At 44.5% G+C, this 22,023-nt stretch carries 19 protein-coding genes and 2 tRNA genes; 18 read left to right on the top strand and 3 right to left on the bottom strand.

All coding sequences use genetic code 11. The annotated features are described in order from the left end of the window. Positions 1-91 precede the first annotated feature (91 nt). The 4 genes from KNO98_RS03645 to KNO98_RS03630 are packed head-to-tail and all read left to right on the top strand — an operon-like array spanning position 92 to position 3,550. Positions 92-853 carry a metal ABC transporter ATP-binding protein gene (locus KNO98_RS03645; RefSeq protein WP_026825690.1) on the top strand — a complete coding sequence of 254 codons (762 nt, stop codon included), beginning with the start codon at positions 92-94 and terminating at the stop codon, positions 851-853. Further along, on the top strand, positions 850-1,707 hold the full coding sequence (locus KNO98_RS03640) for a metal ABC transporter permease (protein WP_214699027.1): 858 nt from the start codon (positions 850-852) through the stop codon (positions 1,705-1,707). The genes KNO98_RS03645 and KNO98_RS03640 overlap by 4 nt, the downstream gene beginning before the upstream one ends. Further along, positions 1,700-2,125, top strand: coding sequence for a Fur family transcriptional regulator (locus KNO98_RS03635; RefSeq protein ID WP_026825692.1), 426 nt, complete (start codon positions 1,700-1,702; stop codon positions 2,123-2,125). Before KNO98_RS03640 ends, KNO98_RS03635 begins: the two co-directional genes overlap by 8 nt. Positions 2,126-2,161: 36 nt before the next feature. Beyond that, complete coding sequence (locus tag KNO98_RS03630; RefSeq protein ID WP_214699025.1) at positions 2,162-3,550, top strand: NAD(P)H-hydrate dehydratase; 1,389 nt, start codon at positions 2,162-2,164, stop codon at positions 3,548-3,550. Positions 3,551-3,582: 32 nt separating this feature from the next. Here KNO98_RS03630 and KNO98_RS03625 read toward each other — a convergent pair whose 3' ends face one another. Further along, entirely contained in the window at positions 3,583-4,167 is a 585-nt protein-coding gene (locus tag KNO98_RS03625; RefSeq protein ID WP_026825694.1) for a hypothetical protein, read from the bottom strand. Positions 4,168-4,242: 75 nt separating this feature from the next. Further along, the gene (gene ispG, locus KNO98_RS03620; RefSeq protein WP_026825695.1) at positions 4,243-5,364 is read right to left on the bottom strand and encodes a flavodoxin-dependent (E)-4-hydroxy-3-methylbut-2-enyl-diphosphate synthase; all 1,122 of its coding nucleotides are present in this window, start codon (positions 5,362-5,364) and stop codon (positions 4,243-4,245) included. A 212-nt stretch (positions 5,365-5,576) separates the two neighbouring features. Between ispG and KNO98_RS03615 the strand changes: the two genes are divergently transcribed. Beyond that, the gene (locus tag KNO98_RS03615) at positions 5,577-7,277 is read left to right on the top strand and encodes a methyl-accepting chemotaxis protein (protein ID WP_214699023.1); all 1,701 of its coding nucleotides are present in this window, start codon (positions 5,577-5,579) and stop codon (positions 7,275-7,277) included. A gap of 14 nt (positions 7,278-7,291) precedes the next feature. Here KNO98_RS03615 and KNO98_RS03610 read toward each other — a convergent pair whose 3' ends face one another. Next, complete coding sequence (locus KNO98_RS03610) at positions 7,292-7,750, bottom strand: hypothetical protein (protein WP_026825697.1); 459 nt, start codon at positions 7,748-7,750, stop codon at positions 7,292-7,294. Positions 7,751-7,929: 179 nt separating this feature from the next. On the opposite strand from KNO98_RS03610, the gene KNO98_RS03605 reads away from it, so the two are divergent. From KNO98_RS03605 to KNO98_RS03545, 13 genes are all read left to right on the top strand, one after another. Beyond that, positions 7,930-9,573, top strand: a complete 1,644-nt coding sequence (locus KNO98_RS03605; protein ID WP_026825698.1) for a Na/Pi cotransporter family protein — start codon at positions 7,930-7,932, stop codon at positions 9,571-9,573. A gap of 107 nt (positions 9,574-9,680) precedes the next feature. After that, a tRNA-Met gene (locus KNO98_RS03600) sits at positions 9,681-9,754 on the top strand. 7 nt (positions 9,755-9,761) lie between these two features. Then, positions 9,762-9,835 (top strand) — tRNA-Ile (locus KNO98_RS03595). Between the two features lie 114 nt (positions 9,836-9,949). Then, positions 9,950-11,422 carry an alpha-amylase gene (locus KNO98_RS03590; RefSeq protein WP_214699021.1) on the top strand — a complete coding sequence of 491 codons (1,473 nt, stop codon included), beginning with the start codon at positions 9,950-9,952 and terminating at the stop codon, positions 11,420-11,422. An 84-nt stretch (positions 11,423-11,506) separates the two neighbouring features. Continuing rightward, entirely contained in the window at positions 11,507-12,115 is a 609-nt protein-coding gene (locus KNO98_RS03585) for a superoxide dismutase (RefSeq protein WP_026825700.1), read from the top strand. Positions 12,116-12,272: 157 nt separating this feature from the next. Beyond that, the gene (locus KNO98_RS03580; protein WP_214699013.1) at positions 12,273-14,336 is read left to right on the top strand and encodes a peptidoglycan D,D-transpeptidase FtsI family protein; all 2,064 of its coding nucleotides are present in this window, start codon (positions 12,273-12,275) and stop codon (positions 14,334-14,336) included. Positions 14,337-14,489: 153 nt separating this feature from the next. Then, positions 14,490-15,425, top strand: coding sequence for a PstS family phosphate ABC transporter substrate-binding protein (locus tag KNO98_RS03575; protein ID WP_034770981.1), 936 nt, complete (start codon positions 14,490-14,492; stop codon positions 15,423-15,425). Positions 15,426-15,509: 84 nt separating this feature from the next. Next, a complete protein-coding gene (pstC, locus tag KNO98_RS03570) occupies positions 15,510-16,454 on the top strand; it encodes a phosphate ABC transporter permease subunit PstC (RefSeq protein ID WP_214699012.1) in 945 nt (314 codons plus the stop codon). Between the two features lies 1 nt (position 16,455). Beyond that, positions 16,456-17,367, top strand: coding sequence for a phosphate ABC transporter permease PstA (gene pstA, locus KNO98_RS03565; protein WP_214699010.1), 912 nt, complete (start codon positions 16,456-16,458; stop codon positions 17,365-17,367). A 101-nt stretch (positions 17,368-17,468) separates the two neighbouring features. Continuing rightward, positions 17,469-18,239, top strand: coding sequence for a phosphate ABC transporter ATP-binding protein PstB (gene pstB, locus KNO98_RS03560; RefSeq protein ID WP_235181876.1), 771 nt, complete (start codon positions 17,469-17,471; stop codon positions 18,237-18,239). Between the two features lie 16 nt (positions 18,240-18,255). Beyond that, positions 18,256-18,918, top strand: a complete 663-nt coding sequence (gene phoU, locus KNO98_RS03555; protein ID WP_034770988.1) for a phosphate signaling complex protein PhoU — start codon at positions 18,256-18,258, stop codon at positions 18,916-18,918. A gap of 116 nt (positions 18,919-19,034) precedes the next feature. Beyond that, complete coding sequence (locus tag KNO98_RS03550) at positions 19,035-19,784, top strand: DUF4912 domain-containing protein (protein ID WP_214699008.1); 750 nt, start codon at positions 19,035-19,037, stop codon at positions 19,782-19,784. A 14-nt stretch (positions 19,785-19,798) separates the two neighbouring features. Continuing rightward, positions 19,799-22,000, top strand: coding sequence for a 1,4-alpha-glucan branching protein domain-containing protein (locus tag KNO98_RS03545; RefSeq protein ID WP_214699006.1), 2,202 nt, complete (start codon positions 19,799-19,801; stop codon positions 21,998-22,000). Positions 22,001-22,023: the final 23 nt, after the last annotated feature.

Here is a 22,023-nt window from a genome sequence, read left to right as displayed (position 1 = left end):
TCTTGCTTGAAGACATGTCTAATATTTTGTATAATACAAACGCCTAGGAAGTAGAAATGATTACGATTTATCAAATGAGAGAAGGGATTAGATGACAAAATCCGTCGTCAAATTAAACGATGTGTCTTATTTCTATGATGGGACACCGGCCTTACAACACGTATCGATTGATATTCGACAAGGGGACTTTGTCGCAATCGTTGGAGAAAACGGTTCTGGGAAGTCGACCTTGATTCGAACCATTCTTGGTTTACTAAACCCACAACAAGGGTCTGTCGAACTTTTTGGCAAGCCAATCTCGCAGTTTAAAGACAAGTCTCGTATCAGTTACGTTTCCCAAAAAGCGGCCTCGTTTAACTCGGGATTCCCGGTTACGGTGGAAGAGGTCGTAGCAATGGGAAGATATGGTCGCCTTGGTTTATTCAAACGTCTCAAAATAGAAGATCAAGCAGCGATTCAAAATGCTCTTGAAACGGTAAATATGTGGCAGTTTCGCCATCGTAAAATTGGAGAATTATCAGGTGGGCAACAACAACGGGTCTTCATCGCACGGGCGATGGTTAACCAGCCCGATCTATTGATTCTCGATGAACCGACCGTTGGTGTCGACCAAAAGCATCTACAGGATTTTTATGAAGTATTGCATATGCTCAGAGAACATACGACGTGTACATTCGTACTCGTCACACACGATTTGAACGTTGTGACGGACCTCGTCACGAAAGTCGTCCATCTTGATCATGGAAAATTGGCGTGCAATTGTGGTTTAAGGGAATATAGTGAGCTCGGTGAACTGGCATCATCCATCAAACCATATCCTGTCAAAGTTCTCATTCACGAGGGTACAAGATGATTGCAGATCTCTGGACATATAGTTTTTTACGTTATGCGTTCATCGCGGCACTTGTCATCGGCTTCACTGCTCCTTTAATTGGTTCATTTGTTGTGGTCAGACGAATGAGCTTGATTGCCGATGCACTGTCACACATAACCCTTGCCGGTATTTCATTTAGCTTATTTCTTGGACAATATATTGCCTTGTTTGCTGGGCTAAACCCGCTTTATATGGGTACGTTAATTTCGGTGCTAGCGGCACTTGGGCTCAATTGGTTGCGCGGGAAATATATTCACTTTCAAGAACTGTCTATTCCAATTATGATGTCTGCAGGGATGGGACTCAGTGCAATCTTCATATCGCTCTCTAGAGGCTTCTCTATTGATTTATCATCACTCTTATTCGGATCGATTTCTGCAGTGAGCCAGTCTGATATATCATTGATTGTTGGTGTAGCAGTTGTGACCCTAGTTGTCATTATCATCTTTTATAAGCAACTGTTGTTCTTGTCATTTGATGAAGAGCAAGCAAAAGTCTCTGGACTGCCAAGTACGATGCTCCACACGCTGTTCATGTTCATCGTTGCGCTTGTCATTGCTGTGAGCATGCGAATTGTCGGTACGCTCCTCGTCTCTAGCTTGATTACCCTACCGGTCGCAGCTGCGTTACGTTTCACCTCAAGCTTCAAACAGACGATTTTTTGGTCCGTCATCTTTGGAGAGGTCGCGACAATCGGTGGACTTGTCCTCGCCTATGACCTCGATGTCGCACCAGGTGGGGTAATCGTGTTGATTGCTGTCAGCATTCTTGCCATCGTTATGTTACTTGAAAAAGTGATGAGTTTCAGGAAAAAGGAGGTATATCATGAATGAGACAGAAAGACTGGACCGACTTCGTTCGTCCTCTTTAAAAGTCACACCGAAACGTCTGGAAATGTATGCCTATCTCTCTGAAGAAGACCGCTATATCAGTGCGAAGGAAGTGCTTGAATATATGCGGGATAAGCATCCGACGATGAGTTTTGATACAGTCTATCGGAATCTCAAATCGTTTGCTGAAGAAGGTTTACTCGAAGCGACAGAGCTAGACGGGGAAAAGTCGTTCCGTGTCACGTGTAGTGCGAACCACCACCATCATCATTTGATTTGTCGAAATTGTGGGAAGACGAAGCTACTCGATTTGTGTCCAATGAGATTCGTAGAAACGCTCGATCCTGAATTTGAAGTGGTCGACCATAAGTTTGAGATATATGGGTATTGTAAAGAATGTAAGCAAAAGGGATTGAATTGATTCAATTCCTTTTTTGTATCGAAAGGGGGGCTTCAAATGATTTATACAGCTGCAGAAATCAAACAGATTGATCAAACCGCTACTCAAAACGGGATGCCTGAGTCGGTATTGATGGAACGGGCGGCCTCGGCAATCGTGCCTAAACTTCCAATCGAATCGCATTCAACCATATTGGTGGTGTGTGGTACCGGAAACAATGGAGGGGATGGCTGGGTCGTCGCAAGAGAGCTCGCCGTAAAAGGACATGAGGTGAGTGTATGGTTACCACTTGGTGATAGTAAATCAGAGGCAGCTTCGACACACGCGGCATATGCGTCTTCGCTCGTTCGTGTGATTGAACAACCTGTAGCAACGGATATTGTCATCGATGCTCTTTTCGGAGTCGGACTGTCTGGTCCCGTGACTGGAAAAGCAAGAGACGTGATTGAATGGGTGAATCAACAAATGGCAACCGTCTTATCGATTGACCTTCCTTCAGGAATACCGAGTGACTATGCACGTGAGTTTGATGGTCTGGCGATTCAGGCAACACGCACATATTGTTTGCACGGATACAAACGTACTGCGTTTTTAAATCGTACGTCGACATATTACGGACAGATTGAACGAATTGATATTGGATTACCGCATACATCGGATTGGAGGGTGTTGACCGAATCCGATTTCAATCGGTCATTATTGGAGCGGGACCGATTTAGTCATAAAACAGACTATGGGCACGGTATACTTATCGGTGGAAGTCGTCATTTGTTAGGCGCACCATTTTTAGGAGGTCGTGCTGCGATTCGTTCGGGGATTGGTTTATTAAATCTCTCCATCCCACGAGAAGCAAGCCCGTTCATTTCAACATTGCCTGAAGCGATGTACAATCAACATTCGGATGTTCTAGAGCAATCATATGATGCGATTGCAATTGGTCCCGGTATGGTGGAAGGTGAGGGGATGGATACCATCTGGCAACAAGTGAAGCACCAGTCTTGTCCCATTATTGTCGATGCGGGTGCGCTCTCGACGAGACGTTTAGAAACACGAGGTCCGCTCATCTTAACGCCTCATCCTGGCGAATTTTCCAGACTGACCAATCAATCGGTTGAAGAAATCGAAGGGGACCGTTTCGCTGTGGCCAGCGAGTTCGCGAAACAACATCGAGTTCATTTGATTTTAAAAGGCACGTATACCCTCATCGTCACACCTGATGGGAAAGGTGCCGTCAATACCGTAGAAGCGTCTGCTTTAGCGAAAGGTGGGAGTGGAGACATATTGACGGGAATCTTACTTGCGCTCTGGTCAAGAAAAGGTGAGCTTCAATCTCCTAGTGAGCAAGCTGTATTGTGGCATGCGCTCGCCGCCAAATTGATTAGTCGAACGATACACCCCGCAAGTGTACTAGCAAGCGATGTGATCGAAGAGCTCGGACGAATTTAAAAAGGCAATCCCGATTGCGTCGGGATTGCCTTTTAACGTTGCTGTAGAACGATTTGTTTCTCTATTTGTGCGACATGATGGTGCGCCTCGCGCCATGTCGAAATACGGGTCACGCCCTCTGGTAACGTCTTACGATTATAAGGTGCATCGAATAGGAGTACCGGGATTGATGTTTCTTCATGAATCGAGATTGCATTCTCATATCGATCTTCCATAAACAGTTCGAGTGACAAGTCTTTGACGACATTGATTTTATCATGGGAACCGGTCATGACCAACGAATCGAGCGGAAGGCGATGCTGTTTGATCCATTCTTCCGTAACCGGTCGCACGGCCTCACTTCTGGCAGTGACGTAATGCAGATGATGTTGTCGCTTTAGCTCCCATAACACATTAAGCACATCGGAGTGCGGAAGGGAACGGCGGTAAATCGCTTCCTCATGCCCCTCTTCAATCATAAACTTCCAAAATTCATGTTGCTCCATCGTTGTATACGTATGCAACTCGTACTCGGTCGCACGATGATAATCAATCGAATAACCGAGTGATTCATTCATATATAGGAAACAACTTTTAGGATCTGTAACGGTTCCGTCCAAATCAATGCCGATTCGCATCTCATCACTCCTCCTCATATGCCCTCTATTCTATCAAAAACCCGTACGGTTGCAACCGTACGGGAATGAGATTTGTTAATTTGATTGATTTGCGAGTTCCTGTTCTTCGCGCTCACGTTCAGCCATTTTTTCAGCGGCGATGGCATCGATTTCTTTTTTCAATTCTTCGACCATCGTCGCTTCAGGCACTTTACGGATAATCTTTCCGTGACGGAAGAGGAGACCTTCGTTACGTGCGCCAGCGATTCCGATATCGGCTTCACGAGCCTCACCCGGACCGTTTACCGCACATCCGAGAACGGCAACTTTAATATTGACGTTAATATTTTGAATGTAATCTTCTACTTCTTTTGCAATCGAAATCAAATCGATTTCAATTCGCCCACACGTTGGGCAAGAAATTAGAGTCGCGGCATTCGCTGCAAGCCCGAACGACTTGAGTACTTCTTTTGCAACTTTTACCTCTTCTACTGGATCATCTGATAGCGAGACCCGAACAGTTGAGCCGATACCGAGTGAGAGGATGGCGCCGAGTCCGGCCGCTGATTTGAGTGAGCCAGAGAAGAGCGGGCCAGACTCTGTGATTCCGACATGGAGTGGATAGTCGAATGTCTTCGCAGCGAGCGTGTACGCTTCGAGTGCGAGATTCACGTCAGACGCTTTGAGCGAGATGATCGTGTTGTAGAATCCAAGGTCCTCGAGAATCTTGACGTGGTGCATGGCACTTTCAACCATTCCTTGGGCAGTCGGATAACCATACTTTTCAAGGAATTGTTTTTCTAATGAGCCGGCGTTGACACCAATCCGAATTGGAATCCCTTTTGCTTTTGCTGCGTTTACGACAGCTTCTACTTTCTCACGGCGACCAATGTTACCCGGGTTGATGCGAATTTTATCGACGCCACTTTCAATCGCTTTTAAGGCAAGCTTGTAATCGAAGTGAATATCGACGACGAGCGGGATGTTGATGCGGCTCTTGATTTCAGCTAATGCGTCAGCTGCACGTTCGTCTGGACATGCCACGCGAACGACTTGGCAACCAGCTTCTTCAAGACGTTTGATTTCGGCGACTGTCGCCTCGACGTCATGTGTTTTCGTTGTGGTCATAGATTGGATAATGACTTCGTTAGATCCCCCGATAATCAAGTTACCGACACGAATTGGACGTGTTAATGAACGATGCAAAATTTCTGACATATACGTAATCTCCTTCTTTTGGAAAGAATCCAATCGATTTAAGATGATAAGGTTTCTTCATTATCATAACGAAAAGAATGTGAAAAAGCATCTAGGATGCGTAACGGATGTGTGCTCTTTACAAACTATAACGTTATCTTAACATCTACTTCATAATTTTCCACCGTCTCAAGACCGATATATAGGCGAGATTATAAAAAGAGGTGGCACACGTGAAGTGGAATTTCAAACGACATCTAATCAAAAAAGTCAGAAATGAAACCAAGAAAAATAAACGTCTAAAAATGGCACACCGTCTTCAATGGACACTGATGCCAATCGTCCTTCTTATCTTCATCCTCACATTTAGTTGGTTCGCACTAAAATCTGAACAACTGTTGTCAGCGGAGATTGAGCAACGTCTCCTGCGAGAAGTCACGGTTATGCGAGAATCAATTAAGACCTCATACAGTGCCTATGTCGCTAACGAGAAACAATTGAATCGTTCACTGAAGTCTACCTATATGCAACAAGCATCGATCTTATCGGGAGATGAGATGGATGCGGCTCAATTTTTAGTGAATGAGCAGTCGGTCGTGCAATTGACAGGGAAGAAAGGAATAACGGCAGACAGTTCTATAGAAGATATCTTTGAGAATTCTAAATCGGAAGTGATAGAAACAGAGCGATTATTAATTGCTTCCGTACCGATTCCTGAACTGAAAGCAGATTACGTTCTTGTCGTCACGAAAGAATCTGTTCTCGGTTCGATGAGTGAGTTACGGAGGCATATCGTTTACATCTTATTGATTGCGATGATTGGGATGACCTTTATGTTTACACGGTTCATTCACCGTGAAGTAAAGTCATTAAGTGTTCTAGCCAATTCGTTACGTCGCGCTGTCGAGTCGCGCCGATTCGACTATGTAATGCTTGGAGCAAAGTCAAAGGAAATACATATGTTAGAAACGGAATTCAATGCGTTCATTCATCTGTGGAATCAATCGATGACAATGATGGGGAAAACTGCAATAGCATTTAATAAGAGCTTGCCAGTCTTCAAACAAGAGCTATTGAACAGTCACCATCAAGTGGAACAGTTTAGAGAAGTCGCAGCCACTGTAGAGTCTACGAGTCACTCTTATCAATGTGTGACAAGCGGGTCTTCATCTAAAATGAGAGAAGTGACACAACAAATTGAAATGCTCGAACAACAAATTACAAGTGTGGATGAACGAGGGAATCGATTAAAATCAATTTTACATGAAGAGCTTGAAACATTCTCTGCAGTGAAAGAAGTCAGTGCCTATGTCGAGCGTCAAGTTGAGTCCATTCAGCAAAAGCTTATGGAAAGTGAAGTGAACTCTTCAAAGGCAGATGAAGCGCTAAAGAGTATCCTCTCCGTCTCGACAGCGACAAAAATGCTGTCATTAAACGCATCAATCGAGGCGGCACGAGCTGGAGAACACGGCAAAGGATTTGCTGTCGTTGCGAATGAAGTGGGCAACTTGGCCAAAATGACAAATGAGGCCACGCTTCTAGCGGTCAGTGCCATTGAAGCGCTGAACATAGAACGAACAGACTTGCTATCTGAAGTCAATGACTTCATTGGGGAGATTCACCTTCTAAAAGGTGCCGTCGATCGTGTCGAGGCTGGTATCGAGACGATTGATCACGAGATTAAAGTTCAGCTAGACGAGTTTCAGGAGATTACTGTTCATACCTCTAGTACAGGGGAGCGGCTCGTTCAATTGATGGAATCGAATGAGAAGTTACGAGAAATCAGTTCATTGCTTGAGCGGAAATTGAGTGATTTAAATGAAGGGGTAGATCGTTGGTCGAATGTTCAACGCTCACTACAAGATGCTGGCACGAACTTAGGAGACCAAAGTGAGGCACTGAATCAAACACTTGAGGAATTGTCACCGACATAAACAACGTCGAGCGTTCAAGAGGACGCCCGACGTTGTTTTTTTTGTGGCACTTTCGTCAGAGGATAGATAACATACCCTAATCCAATAATCAAACCAATAACTATGAAATTTGAATTGATATGATACAACGTGACTAACAGAACAGTCGGCACAAGAGTCATCGACACGGCATATGGCCAAGATTGACGATAGGGCAACATATTTTTTGAATAGATTTTCGTAAACAATTGGACGAATAAAGCAATGATGGATACCCAAATCAAATAGAAAAAGAAGATTGCGAAGCCGTGTAAAAATAGCCACATCGGAATAAAAAAGTCAGGACGAATTACTAAAAAATCTAACGTAGTGATGACAAGCGTCAGAATAAAAGCTGCGCCCATATAAGCATGTAGTGGCGCAAGACGAAGTCGTAACACTTGTTTTGAAGGGACTAGACTTGAGCGGAGAAACGTGAAAATCGTGGATAACATATAAAAACTCCAATCTGTTATATTACAAAGACTCATAAATAGACAATTTTGGTACAGCGTTTTAATAAAACTTTTACATAAAACGTGTTTACATGAAGATGCCGATGAAGGCATAATGAGTAGGGCATTAAAAACCAAGCAAATCCAACCAATTCTTAATTAAAAGGAGTACAAAAATCGTGGAATACAATTTGCAAGAAATGTTATTCATGTTTTTTGGAGGTCTAGGGATCTTCCTCTTCGGGATCAAATCGATGGGAGACGGACTCCAAAAGTCTGCAGGGAATCGCCTGCGAGACATCCTTGATAAGTATACAACGAATCCTTTCCTCGGTGTACTCGCCGGGATTATCGTTACAGTATTGATTCAATCTTCTTCAGGTACTACCGTTATTACGGTCGGGCTGGTCAGTGCTGGCTTCATGACGCTTCGTCAAGCAATTGGAGTCATCATGGGTGCAAACATCGGTACAACGGTCACGGCATTCATTATCGGATTCGATGTCGGTGAATATTCGCTTCCGATGATTGCAATCGGTGCAGTCCTGCTCTTCTTCTTTAAGAAAGAACGTTTTCAACACCTTGGACAAGTCATCTTTGGTCTTGGGGCACTTTTCTACGGTCTTGAGTTGATGGGAGACGGGATGCGTCCACTTCGTTCAAGTGAGTATTTCATCGACTTGACACAATCTATGAGTGACAATCCGTTCCTCGGAGTCATCGTCGGTACAGTATTTACTGTCATTGTACAATCATCTTCCGCAACAATTGGTATCTTACAAGAGCTATATGCTGGAGGGTCAATCGACTTAGACGCTGCACTTCCAGTATTGTTCGGTGATAACATCGGAACAACAATCACAGCGATTCTCGCATCAATCGGTGCATCGGTTGCCGCACGACGTGCAGCAGCAGCGCACGTCATCTTCAACTTGATTGGTACGACAATCTTCATGATTTTGTTAATTCCTTTTACAAATTATATCTATTGGATTACAGACTTCTTAGCAATTGAAGACAAGATGCAAATTGCATTCGCACACGGTACGTTCAACTTTGCCAATACGTTCATTCAGTTCTGGTTCATTGGTTCGATTGCTTGGCTCGTGACGAAAATGGTTCCTGGCGAAGATTCAATCGTTGACACGAAAGCGCAACACTTAGATCCAATCTTCATTCAACAGTCACCATCGATTGCCGTAGAACAAGCAAAATATGAAGTCATCCGCATGGGAGATTTCGCAAAACTTGGTCTTGATGAAGCGCGTAACTATTTGACTACAGGCGACAAAAAACACTCTGAAAAATCAGCTCATATCGAAGAAGCGTTAAATTCGTTAAATGCCAAAATTACTGATTATCTCGTGAAATTGGCCGCAGTTGATTTGACAGAACAAGAATCACAAGAGCACAAGACACTCATGCATGCAATCAACGACATCGAACGCATTGGTGATCATGTTGAAAACATCATTGAGTTAATCGACTATAAGACAGCTACGAAAGTCACACTGTCGGCTGATGCTCAAAAAGAATTGACTGAAATGTATGACCTCACACGTGAAACGTTAGAGAAATCACTTCAAACGTTGGCGAGCAGTGATATGGTCGAGGCACGTAAAGTCATTGAAATGGAAGCGAAGCTTGATATGCTCGAGCGTCAATTCCGTAAAAACCACGTCGTCCGCTTGAACAAAGGGACTTGTGATGGACAAGCAGGTATGTTCTTCGTTGATATGCTCTCAAACCTTGAGCGAATCGGTGACCATGCGATGAATATCACAGAAATCACACTAGAAGATGCAAACGAAGTAACCGTATAAGAACTGGGCACTCCAAATGAATTTTTGGAGTGCTTTTTTCTGTTCGGTAAGGAATTTCCCTTGACACTCTAAAATATATTCAGTATATTATTACTGTATAACAACATGGCGGTGTAGCTCAGCTGGCTAGAGCGTACGGTTCATACCCGTGAGGTCGTGGGTTCGACTCCCTCCGCCGCTATTTATAAGGACCCTTAGCTCAGCTGGTTAGAGCAGACGGCTCATAACCGTCCGGTCGTAGGTTCAAGTCCTACAGGGTCCATTTTCCGACAACTTTCATTTTGTGAAAGTTGTTTTTTTGTTTTCAATCTAATGATCGTGGGTAAATACTCGTTAGCATTTTGTTTTTTGAAAAATATGAAATGAGGCGAACAAAATGGAACGAAATCACACCATGATGCAGTTTTTTGAATGGCATGTTGAGGCAGACCAAAAACATTGGAAGCGATTAAAACAGAGAGCAGAAGTCTTAAATAAAGCTGGAATCACGGCCCTTTGGTTACCACCTGTTACGAAGGGACAAAGTGGTGAGGACACTGGTTATGGTGTTTATGACTTGTACGATTTAGGAGAATTTAATCAAAAAGGGTCAATCGCCACGAAATATGGAACGAAACAAGAACTACTCGAAGCAACAGCGTATTGTCAACAAGAGTTAGGTATGCAAATTTATATGGATGTGGTCATGAACCATAAAGCAGGCGCGGATGCAACCGAGAACTTTGAAGTATTAGAAGTCGATCCGAACGACCGAACAAAAGTATTGTCAGATGAGCCGTTTGAAATTGAAGGTTGGACGAAGTTTGATTATGAAGCTCGAGACGGGAAATATTCGAATTTCAAATGGGACTACACTCATTTTAACGGAACTGATTATGATGCGGCGACTGACCGTTCTGGTATTTACTTCATCGTTGGAGAGAATAAGCGGTGGAATGATAACGTTGATGACGAATTCGGTGTTTATGATTACCTCATGTTCGCAAATATCGATTATCACCACCCAGATGTGCGTGAGGAAGTGTTGAACTGGGGTAAATGGTTCATCGAGGAAACAAAATGTGACGGATTCCGTTTGGACGCAATTAAGCATATCAACTATGATTTTGTGAAAGAGTTCAGCCAAACGATGCGAGAAGAGAAGGGGGATGAATTCTATTTAGTCGGGGAGTTTTGGAAATCAGACCTCGATGCGTGTCGAGCATTCCTTGATAACATCGATTATCACGTCGACTTGTTCGATGTTCCCCTTCATTACAATTTGCATCGCGCATCGCAAGAAGGGGCTTCATTTGATATGCGAACGATTTTTGATGACACACTCGTTCAGTCACACCCCCTTCATGCGGTGACATTCGTGGATAATCACGATTCCCAGCCTGAGGAGGCGCTTGAATCGTGGGTAGAAGAATGGTTTAAACAAATCGCTTATGGTCTCGTCTTGCTTCGTAAAGATGGGTATCCTTGTGTCTTCTATGGAGATTACTACGGTATTGACGGACCACACCCGACTGATGGCATGAAACTTGCGATTGACACGCTCCTATATGCTCGTCGTGAAAAAGCTTACGGCGACCAGGATGATTACTTCGATGAGTCGAATGTCATTGGATGGGTTCGCCATGGGGCAGAAGAGATTGAACGTTCAGGATGCGCCGTTCTCATTTCAAATTCCGATGAGGCTGAAAAGAGAATGTTCGTTGGTGAAGAGCGCTCTGGAGAAACATGGGTCGATTTGACGAATACCTTAGAGGACAAAATTGAGATTGATGATGAAGGATTTGGGGTATTTAAAGTGGCGGCGGGGTCTATTTCTGTCTGGGCGTTACCGGAAGAAGATGTCGAGTGAAGCATTAGAATTGAGTAGACCGTCACATATCTGTTACATTTAAGACGAACGTTGTTCAAAACACTTTTAAGGGGGATTTTAGTAATGGCTAAATTTGAATTACCAAAACTTGATTACGCATATGATGCACTCGAACCACACATTGATGCTCGCACGATGGAAATCCACCACACAAAACATCACAACACTTACGTCACAAACGTAAACAATGCACTCGAAGGGAAAGATGTAGAGTACTCTTCACTCGAAGACTTACTCCAAAAAATCGATTCACTTCCTGCTGACATTCAAACTGCTGTCCGTAACAACGGTGGCGGTCATTGGAACCATTCATTCTTCTGGAAGCTCTTGAAGAAAAATGAGAATGGTACGCCGTCTGGAGACCTGGCTTCTGCAATCGACGAGTCGTTCGGTAGCTTTGACGCATTCAAAGACGAGTTCACAAAAGCTGCAACAACTCGCTTCGGTTCAGGCTGGGCATGGCTCGTCGTGAAAAACGGGAAACTTGAAGTGACGTCTACACCTAACCAAGACTCACCGATCATGGAAGGCGTCTCGCCAATTCTTGGCCTTGACGTTTGGGAACACGCTTACTACTTGAACTATCAAAACCGTCGTCCTGACTACATCAATGCATTCTTCCATGTCATCGACTGGGATTATGTCGCGAAATTGTACGCTGACGCAAAATAAGTTGTTCTTACCTGGGACTCTTACATGAGTCCCGGGTTTTTTTGTGCTTTTCATTATTTTGTAAACAAATTATGATATAGTGAAAATCGGACAAAATGACAGATTATACTGTTCTCTATAATATAGAAGGAATTGATTGTGGAAGGAGTTAACGGGCTTGGCTAAAAATCGTGTGAAAGTGCTGAAGAAACGGCGAAACCACTTACCGTTACGCTTGAATTTACTATTTTTTATCGTCTTCATTCTATTTGCAACTCTTATTTTTCGGTTAGGGGTCGTTCAAATCGTGAACGGGGAATTGATTGCTCGAGAAGTACAGAAAACGGAGTCGAGTAAAATCAAGTATGAGGTACCGCGAGGAAAGATTTACGACCGTAACGGTCAAGTGCTTGCGGATACGATTTCGAATTACTCGGTCATGTATCGCCGCTCGCAAGTGACGAAAACGGATGAACGGTTAGATGTTGCAAAAAAATTGGCAGAGATTGTCGATATTCCGAAAGAAGATCGTAAAATGACCGAGCGTGACCGCAAAGACTACTGGATTGCAACGAATCCGGAGTTAGCGCAAGAGCGCACTCAATCTTTGTTGGAGGCGTTATCGGAAGAGGAACGGGCGGCATTGTCTAACCAAGACGTGGATCGCCTTTTGCTTGACTCGATCACAGAAGAAGAAATCACGTTTGATGATGCGACAGAAGAAATCATCGCCATCAAGCACAATATGGAAAGCGGCTATGCATTAGACCCACAGGTCATCAAAATCGGAGCAAGTCCGAAAGAGATGGCGGTCATCGAAGAAAATCTAGAATTATTGCCTGGTGTAAGTGTCGAACCGTACTATCAGCGGGACTATCCATTCGACGAGACGTTTAAAAGTTTCTTAGGAAGTTATCGTCAAATCCCGGCAGAACAACGTGCGTCTTATCAGGCGAAGGGGTACGGTTTGAATGACCGGGTTGGGACATCTTACTTGGAACAACAATATGAAGACGTCCTTCGTGGAACGCCAGCATACGATGTGTTCACGACTTACAAAGGGGAACCAGTCGGGGAACCGACACGAGTCAGCGGAAACCCAGGCAAAGATATCGTGTTATCAACGGACATCGAATTCCAAAAAGAAATCGACGAGATTTTGAAGAAGGCTATTCGAGCAGGACGTTCTGGAAGTCCTCACTTTGATCGGGCTTTTGCTGTTGTCATGAATCCTCAAACGGGGGAGCTTCTTGCATTGTCAGGACAGGAACTTGATTTAGAGACGAACGAATTTAAGGACGTTTCGACCGGAACGGTGCTGCGTGCCAGCCAAATTGGGTCAACTATTAAAGGGGCGACAGTCGCCTATGGATTTGAAGAAGGTGTCGTCAAACCAGGTGAATATATTTATGATGCTCCGATTCGAATCGGGTCGTCCGTCAAAGCCTCATATCGGAACATGGGGAACATCAACGACTTAGATGCACTCGCAATGTCATCGAACATCTATATGTTCCAAATAGCATTACGTTTGGCTGACTATTACTCGACAGGTCAAATCGTCGGAGAAAATGTCACACAAGCATTTGAAACGATGGAACATTATTATAAACAGTTTGGCCTCGGAGTCGAGACTGGAATTGACTTACCGTTTGAATCTACCGGATTCCGTAGCATCCCGGACCGTGTCACACTTCTTATGGATATGTCGATCGGGCAGTATATTTCCTACACGCCGATTCAATTGGCACAGTATACGTCCGCTCTAGCAAATGGTGGTTATCGTGTACAACCGCACTTGCTTAAAGAAATCATTGAGCCTGGTTCGCTTGATGAAAATAACAAGCAAGTCGTCAGCACGTTCCAACCAAATGCGTTAAATAAAGTCGATATTCAAGATGAGTACATTCAGCGAGTTCGCGAAGGATTTCGTCAAGGTGTTGAATCTTCATCAGGTTCATCTCGTATCTTGCAGCAGACAGGTATGACGGCTGCAGGTAAAACAGGTACAGCCCAGGCCATCGCTGAAGGTGAAGACGGTCAGGCGAAACGAAACGCCAGCGGGGAGCCGATTAAGACGCTGAACTCCAACCATGTTGGTTGGGCACCGTTTGATGACCCAGAAATTGCTTGGGCCATCATCATGCCTGGACTTGAGGCAGAGGGAATCAACACGCGTGTCGCTCATGACATCATGAAAGCTTACTTTGATTTAGAAGATGTGAATGCAATGCTTCAATGAAAGGGGTCACTTCGGTGACTTCTTTTTTTGTCTTTACAATTCTTTTACGTTCCGTTTATTTCTCGTTAATAGAAGTTCATTAGGATATTAATTGTAGGACATAACAACAGATCCACAACAAAAATCAAAGCAAACTCAAGGAGGACGTCACAAATGTCTTGGATGAAAAAATCAGCTGTACTCGCTTCAATCACTTCGGTCGCACTCGTAGGTGCTGCCTGTGGGAATAATGAAGAAGGTGGAGCTGCTGAAGGCGATGCGCTCTCAGGAAAAGTCGTCATGGACGGATCGTCAACTGTATTCCCAATCATGGAAGCAGTCGCAGAAGAATATTCAGCCGAACAACCGGAAGTTGAAGTGACGGTCGGTGTCTCTGGTACAGGTGGGGGCTTCAAACGTTTCGTGACGGGAGAGACAGACTTCTCAAACGCATCACGTGAAATCAAAGATGAAGAAGCAGCTGAAGCTGAGAAAAATGGTGTGGAATTCACACAACTTTCAGTCGCGCTTGATGGTCTATCACTCGTTGTAAACCCGGCAAACGACTGGGCACAAGATATCACGATTGAAGAATTGAAAAAAATGTGGACAGACACAAGCGTGAAAACGTGGAAAGATGTTCGCTCTGACTGGCCAGATGAAGAGATTTCATTCTTCGCACCAGGTAAGGATTCAGGTACGTATGATTTCTTCGACGAAAAAGTTCTTGATGAAGTCGATATTCGCCAAGACGCACAATTGTCGGAAGATGACAACGTACTCGTAACGGGTGTCGCAGGGACGGAAGGTGCAATCGGATTCTTCGGATTCGCTTACTACCTTGAAAACCAAGATACACTCCGTGCATTGAAAGTTGAAGGTGTAGAACCGACACACGATACAATCAACGATTTGTCATACCCGCTCTCACGTGAAATCTTCACTTACGTCAACAACGCATCATTGAAAGATAAAGAGCAAGTGGCTGATTTCGCACGCTTCATGAACGAAAACGCTGCTGATCTATCTGAAGAAGTTGGTTACGTGAAAATGGAGCAAGAACGTTACGATGAAAACATGAAAATGATTGATGAGATTGCTGGTGAATGATATTGACAGATGGCAGAAGGTGAGAGCTACTCTCGCCTTCTCGCCATGCTTTCTAGTATGAAGAGGTAGGGAGCGATACACGAGATGAACGAACAAAACAAAGAGCTCTCGATTCGAGAGATGATACAACAAAATAAACAAAAGAAATTCAGTACGACGAACGTGTTTGATAAAATCATGCCGTTCTTATTATTCTTGAGCGCATTCGTATCAGTCGTCACGACAATCGGTATAGCGTTCACGCTTGGTTTTGAACTGTTCAAGTTCTTTGAACGAGTGCCTGTCGCTGAATTTTTAGGGACGACAGAGTGGTACCCGCTTAGTGCAGATCAGCGCTTCGGGGTATGGGCACTTGTGATGGGGACACTCCAAATTACTGTAATTGCGATGCTTGTTGCGGTCCCGCTCGGATTGGCGTCAGCGATTTATTTAAGTGAGTACGCCTCAGAGCGAGCACGCCGGGTGTTAAAGCCGATATTAGAAGTGTTGGCCGGTGTACCGACCATCGTCTTCGGCTTCTTCGCCTTATCATTCATCACACCAATTTTGCAATCACTTATTCCAGGACTTCAAATTTACAACGCTCTAAGCCCGGGGATTGTAGTCGGAATCATGATTATTCCGATGATTGCTTCCATCTCTGAAGATGCGATGAGTGCTGTTCCGAAGAAAATTCGAGATGGTGCGCTCGGTTTAGGTGCGACACGTCTTGAAGTGGCGACGAAAGTCGTCATGCCTGCAGCGACGTCAGGAATCATTGCCTCGATCGTTCTTGGAATGAGTCGTGCGATTGGTGAGACGATGATTGTGACCATTGCTGGTGGTTCGCAGCCAAACTTTGAGTTCAATCCGCTCAATGCGATTCAAACGATGACAGCTTACATCGTTCAAATCGCTAAAGGTGATGCAGGGTACGGCACAATTGAATATTACAGTATCTATGCGGTCGGTGCGTTGTTGTTCGTCTTCACTCTCTTGATGAACTTGCTCGCAAACTGGGTGACGCGCCGCTTCAGAGAGGAGTATTAAAATGGCTTTACCGAATAGTGAGTTCAAGAATAAAAAGAACCTGATGAATCGTGAAACAGTGTCTGAGCGAATCAAGCGCCGTTTACAATTGAATGAAGTGTTTAAATATGTTTTCTTGGCAGGGCTAGTCTTTGCGTTAGTCGTTCTGTCGACTTTGATTTATGACATCGTTTCGAAAGGGGCAGGGTGGGTCGACCTCGACTTCTTACGTAACTTCCCGTCACGTCGTCCCGAACAGGCTGGGCTATACCCCGCATTGATTGGCTCATTATGGTTGATGTTTCTCATCGTACCGATGGTGTTTGTCATCGGCGTCGGTGCGGCAATCTACCTAGAAGAGTACGCACCAAAAAATCGTATGACTTCATTTATTGAAGTCAATATCTCAAATCTGGCTGGAGTACCTTCAATCGTCTTCGGATTGCTCGGTTTGACGATTTTCGTCCGCGTCATGGAATTGGGTAACTCTGTTATCGCTGGTGCCCTTACCCTAGGTCTCATGAGTTTGCCAATCGTCATCGTGGCATCACAGGAAGCGCTTCGATCAGTCAAAATGGAGTTACGCCACGCTTCTTTAGCACTTGGAGCATCAAAATGGCAGACGACGTTCAATGTCGTCTTACCGTCAGCGATTCCTGGGATTATCACGGGAATCATCTTGGCCGTGTCTCGTGCAATCGGTGAGACGGCACCATTGATCATGGTCGGTGCTGCCACGTTTATTTCAACAACACCTAGTGGCATTTTCTCTGACTTCACAGCGTTACCGATTCAGATTTATAACTGGACGAGCCGACCGCAAGCGGAATTCCAAAACTTGGCCGCAGCTGGAATCATCGTACTGATGACAATGCTCATTGCGATGAACTCGGTTGCAATTTATATCCGAAACAAATATACGAATCGACATTGAGTCGTTTTTGCAGATGAATGAGGAGGAAGCTCGAGATGATGAAACAACAAGAGCTCAATAAAGGAGATCAAAACGTGAACACAACTACGACAGAACCGACAATGACTGAGATGAAAAAAGATAGCGCTTATGTCGTCAACAATTTGAACTTGTGGTACGGAGAAGACCAAGCATTGATTGACGTCAACCTCGACATTAAACAGAATGAAGTTACGGCAATCATCGGACCGTCTGGATGTGGGAAATCGACATTCATTAAAACGTTGAACCGTATGGTCGAGCTCGTCCCGTCGGTTCGAACAAATGGTGAGATTCTGTATCACGGGAAAAACATTTTTGACCGCGGCTACAGAGTGGAAGATTTGCGTACATCTGTCGGGATGGTGTTTCAACAACCGAACCCGTTCCCAAAATCCGTTTATGACAACGTGGCATATGGTCCACGTACGCACGGAATCAAAAATAAGAAAGTGCTAGATGAAATTGTCGAACGTTCGCTTCGCGGTGCTGCCATTTGGGATGAAGTAAAAGACCGTTTGAATGAGAATGCGTACGGTCTTTCTGGTGGACAACAGCAACGTCTCTGTATTGCTCGTACGTTGGCGATTGAGCCTGACGTTATTTTGATGGACGAGCCAACGTCAGCCCTTGATCCGATCTCTACGTTAAAAGTAGAAGAGTTAGTCCAGGAGTTAAAAGAGCAATATTCCATCATTATCGTGACGCATAACATGCAACAAGCTGCCCGTGTTTCAGATAAAACGGCATTCTTCTTGAATGGAGAAGTTGTCGAGTTCGATATAACAGATAAGATTTTCTCGAATCCATCTGACAAACGGACGGAAGACTATATTTCTGGCCGTTTCGGTTAAGGAGGAGACTAGATTGATGGCACAAAATCGTACATTTTTTGATATAAAGTTAACAGAGTTAGAAGATAAAGTAGTTCATTTGGCGAATTTGACGATGCGCCAAACGGCAACGGCAATCGAAGTGTTAGAAAAACATGATCTTGAATTGGCAAAAACCGTAATCGACAATGATAACGAACTAGACGATTTAGAGTTAGCAATCAACGACGAAGCGATTCTGTTGATTGCAAAGCAACAACCAGTTGCAACTGACTTACGCCGTCTAATTGTAACGATGAAGTCAGCCACTGATTTGGAGCGGATTGCGGATTATGCGACGAATATTGCTAAAGCAGTGACACGGATCGAGCATGTTCCATATGTACATGACATCCAACCGCTTAAGCAGATGGCTGAACAGTTGATCGACATGCTTGAACTTGCGACTCGTGCATATCGGAAGGGTGAAGTGAGTCGTGTTCGTGAACTCAATGAAATGGACCGTGTGATTGACGAAATCAATTTGACGGTGATCAAACAATACATCGGTTCTCTTCCGGCTATGACGGTCGGTACGAATGATGTGTATGAATTCTCGAACATCGCTCGATACCTCGAACGCATGGGCGATCATGTGACAAACTTCGGAGAGCATTTGATTTTCCTTGAAAAAGGGAAACATTATGATTTGAACCAATAAGATTAGTGGTAAAGAACAACAAGACTGTTGTTCTTTATTTTTTTTGGGCAGGAAAAGCAATCCAGAAAGCGAATAATAGTCTACATGGATTTTTACATGAAGGGAGCCTAACAGAGATGGAAGAGAAAATCGTATCCTTGAAACAACAAGGTTTTACGTTAAAACAGATTGCGGCAGAACTAGACGTCCCCATTGGCAAAGTCCAATACGCATGGCGAAAATGGAGAAATCAGCACCAAGAATCGGAGGACGTTATCCCTGTGAAACAAAAAAGCGACAAGAAAAAAGAAAAGACGTCCGTAACGGCATCACACAAACAAGTAGCATCAGCGAAAGAATCGGTTGATGTGAAGGCTTCACCACTCCTTGAGAAAGGTCCTGAAGGATACTGGCAGTTACCAGACCGATATAATGTAGACTTTTTACATGCGATCGTCCAGTCTCCGAACTCAGTATATGTGTGCTGGGAAGTATCTGATTTGGTGAAAAAAACGTTAGAGCTTCAGTTCATGAGACGATGGGAAGAATTGCCGAAAGCGTTCCGTATATTAGATGTGACGTTGCTTGATTACGCTAGCGGGCACACGAACCGGTCCTACACGTTTGACCTCCCTGAGATGACGAATAGTTGGTTCGTTCGTCCTCTCGATCCAAATACGACATATGTGTTCGAATTTGGAATCCGCACGATGGAAGGGGAATTTTTACCGATTGCGGCATCGACACCGCTTGATACGCCACGGGCAGAACCAGCCGGTGTTGGACGATTCGCAGAACCAGTAAGGCGTTGGCAATACGGAGAAGTTGATTCTCCAGAGTTATTGGATACATTACCAAAATATGCGGCATACCGTTTCGTACGTTAAGGAGGACTCTATACATGAAACCAGGATACTTTTCACTCGTCCTTCATGCTCATTTACCGTACGTTAGGCATGAAGAAAAACACCGTTTAGAGGAAAGATGGGTGTACGAGGCCATATCAGAAACTTATATCCCGATCCTTTGGCAAGTCGATCGATTGAAGCGTCCGTTACATTGGACAGTTAGTATTTCACCGCCTGTGGTAGAAATGCTTGCTGACCCGCTCATTCAAGACCGCTACGCCGAGCATTTGGATGAAATGCTTGATTTGATTGCTTTAGAGCTCTCAGAAGGAAGAACGGATGCAGAGACGGCAACGCTTCAGTTTTATAAACAACGTTATCAAGACTTGAAAAACACGTTCCTTCATTGGAATAAAAACTTGAATGAGGCGTTCCGTACATATCGTGAGGCGGGCTATATTGATATGGTCACGTGTACAGCGACTCATGGATTCAACCCGCATCTGTTTACGGAGCAGGCTGCCCGAGCGGAAATCCGGACTGGCCTTAATTGTTTCGAACGTCATTATGGGTTCCGCCCTACAGGTATTTGGTTGCCGGAGTGTGCCTATACACCAGGAGTAGACCGGATTCTATATGAAGAAGGGGTGCGGTACACGTTCGTCGATGAGCATGCCTTATTAGAGGCTGATCCGACTCCTGACAAAGGGATTGGCGCGCCTGTTTATTCTCCGCATGGGGTCGCATTGTTCCCACGAGATCAAATCATCTCGGGCAAAATTTGGAGTTCGATGATTGGATACCCGGGTCATCCGGACTATCGTGAATTTTATCGTGATTTGGCCTATGATCGAGATTGGGACTATATTCAATCATTCATGCACCCTGAAGGCATTCGGTTTGATACGGGATTAAAAATGCATCGAATCACGGGCGACACGGATCAAAAAGATTTTTATGTCCGCGACTGGGCGGAACATCAAATTGAGAATCATGCGATGGATTTTGCGAAAACACTCGAATCACATCTTGAAGCCCATGGTGCTCAAACGTTCCCGCCATTTTTAGTGACAGCACCGTTCGATGCGGAGTTGTTCGGTCATTGGTGGTTCGAAGGACCGGAATTTCTAGGGAAAGTGGCAGAGCGCCTTGTGGAATTTGGGATTGAGACCATCACTCCGGCGATGTTCCTCGAACGTCACTTCAAAGATTTACAGACGGTTCACGTCTCGATGAATACGTGGGGGCGCAAAGGATACGGTGAAGTGTGGATCAATGAACGAAATGAATGGATGCTTCGCCACCTTCATATGATGGAGATGCAACTCGTAAAAGATGTGGCTGATTATCGCGGAAAATCTGATTTAACAAATCGTGCATTGAAACAATTGATTCGCCATTATGTGTTGGCTGTGTCGAGTGACTGGGCATTTATTTTAGATGGACAAACGACGGCACAGTACGCTGCTGAACGCTTCCGAGAACATACACGATTGTTTGCCGAACTTGAAACGGCGCTCTATCAGGATGAGCTCTCGGATCAATTGCTAAATGAACACTTCGCGGCCTACCCGTTCCTTCAAGACGATGATATCGACATCGACTCATTCTTGTCACCCCATGATTATTACGTGACGACAGAGCGTGAACAAGAGAAGCCGGCAATCCTGCTGCTTACTCCCGAATATCACGGTCATATCGTCGGAGGACTTGGAAAGCGGGTCGTTGATGAGGTCGAAGCGAGAGCGAACGAAGGTGAAATCGTCTACGTGTTGACACCATACCACGATGAGTTACCAGCGTATGAGCGGCATGGGAACATACATGTGTATCGAGTGAGCCCGACTAGTACATTTTTAGAACATGTCATGAATCAGGTGGCCACGCAAAATATTGCGTATGTCAAACTAGTTCATGAATTGGCGAAACAGATCTCTTTCAAAGTGGTTCATCACTTTGATTGGATGACGATTCCTGCGGCAAGAGAACTTGCGCAATCCCTTTCGCTTCCGTTATACTCAACTATGTTGTCCTTCGAAGCGACACGCAATCCACACGGGCATGGTGGTTTATTCGATGCGATTCATCGCATTGAGAACAGTGTGTTCCCTGAAGCGGAGTGCGTTTATGTCGGTGAAGAGATTTCAATCCATGACTTGAAGCAATGGTACAAGGTGAGTGAGAATGTCAATACTTGCCTGCCTCTTGAATCTTCTCCGTATGGACAGAAACCAATGAAAAAGAACGTGAAATAACCTTGCTTTTTCAAAAGAAACTT

The sequence above is a fragment of the Exiguobacterium sp. s57 genome, assembly GCF_018617685.1.
Taxonomy (GTDB): domain Bacteria; phylum Bacillota; class Bacilli; order Exiguobacteriales; family Exiguobacteriaceae; genus Exiguobacterium; species Exiguobacterium marinum.
Note: the sequence above shows the minus strand (reverse complement) of the source record. Positions and strands in the feature narration are given on the sequence as shown.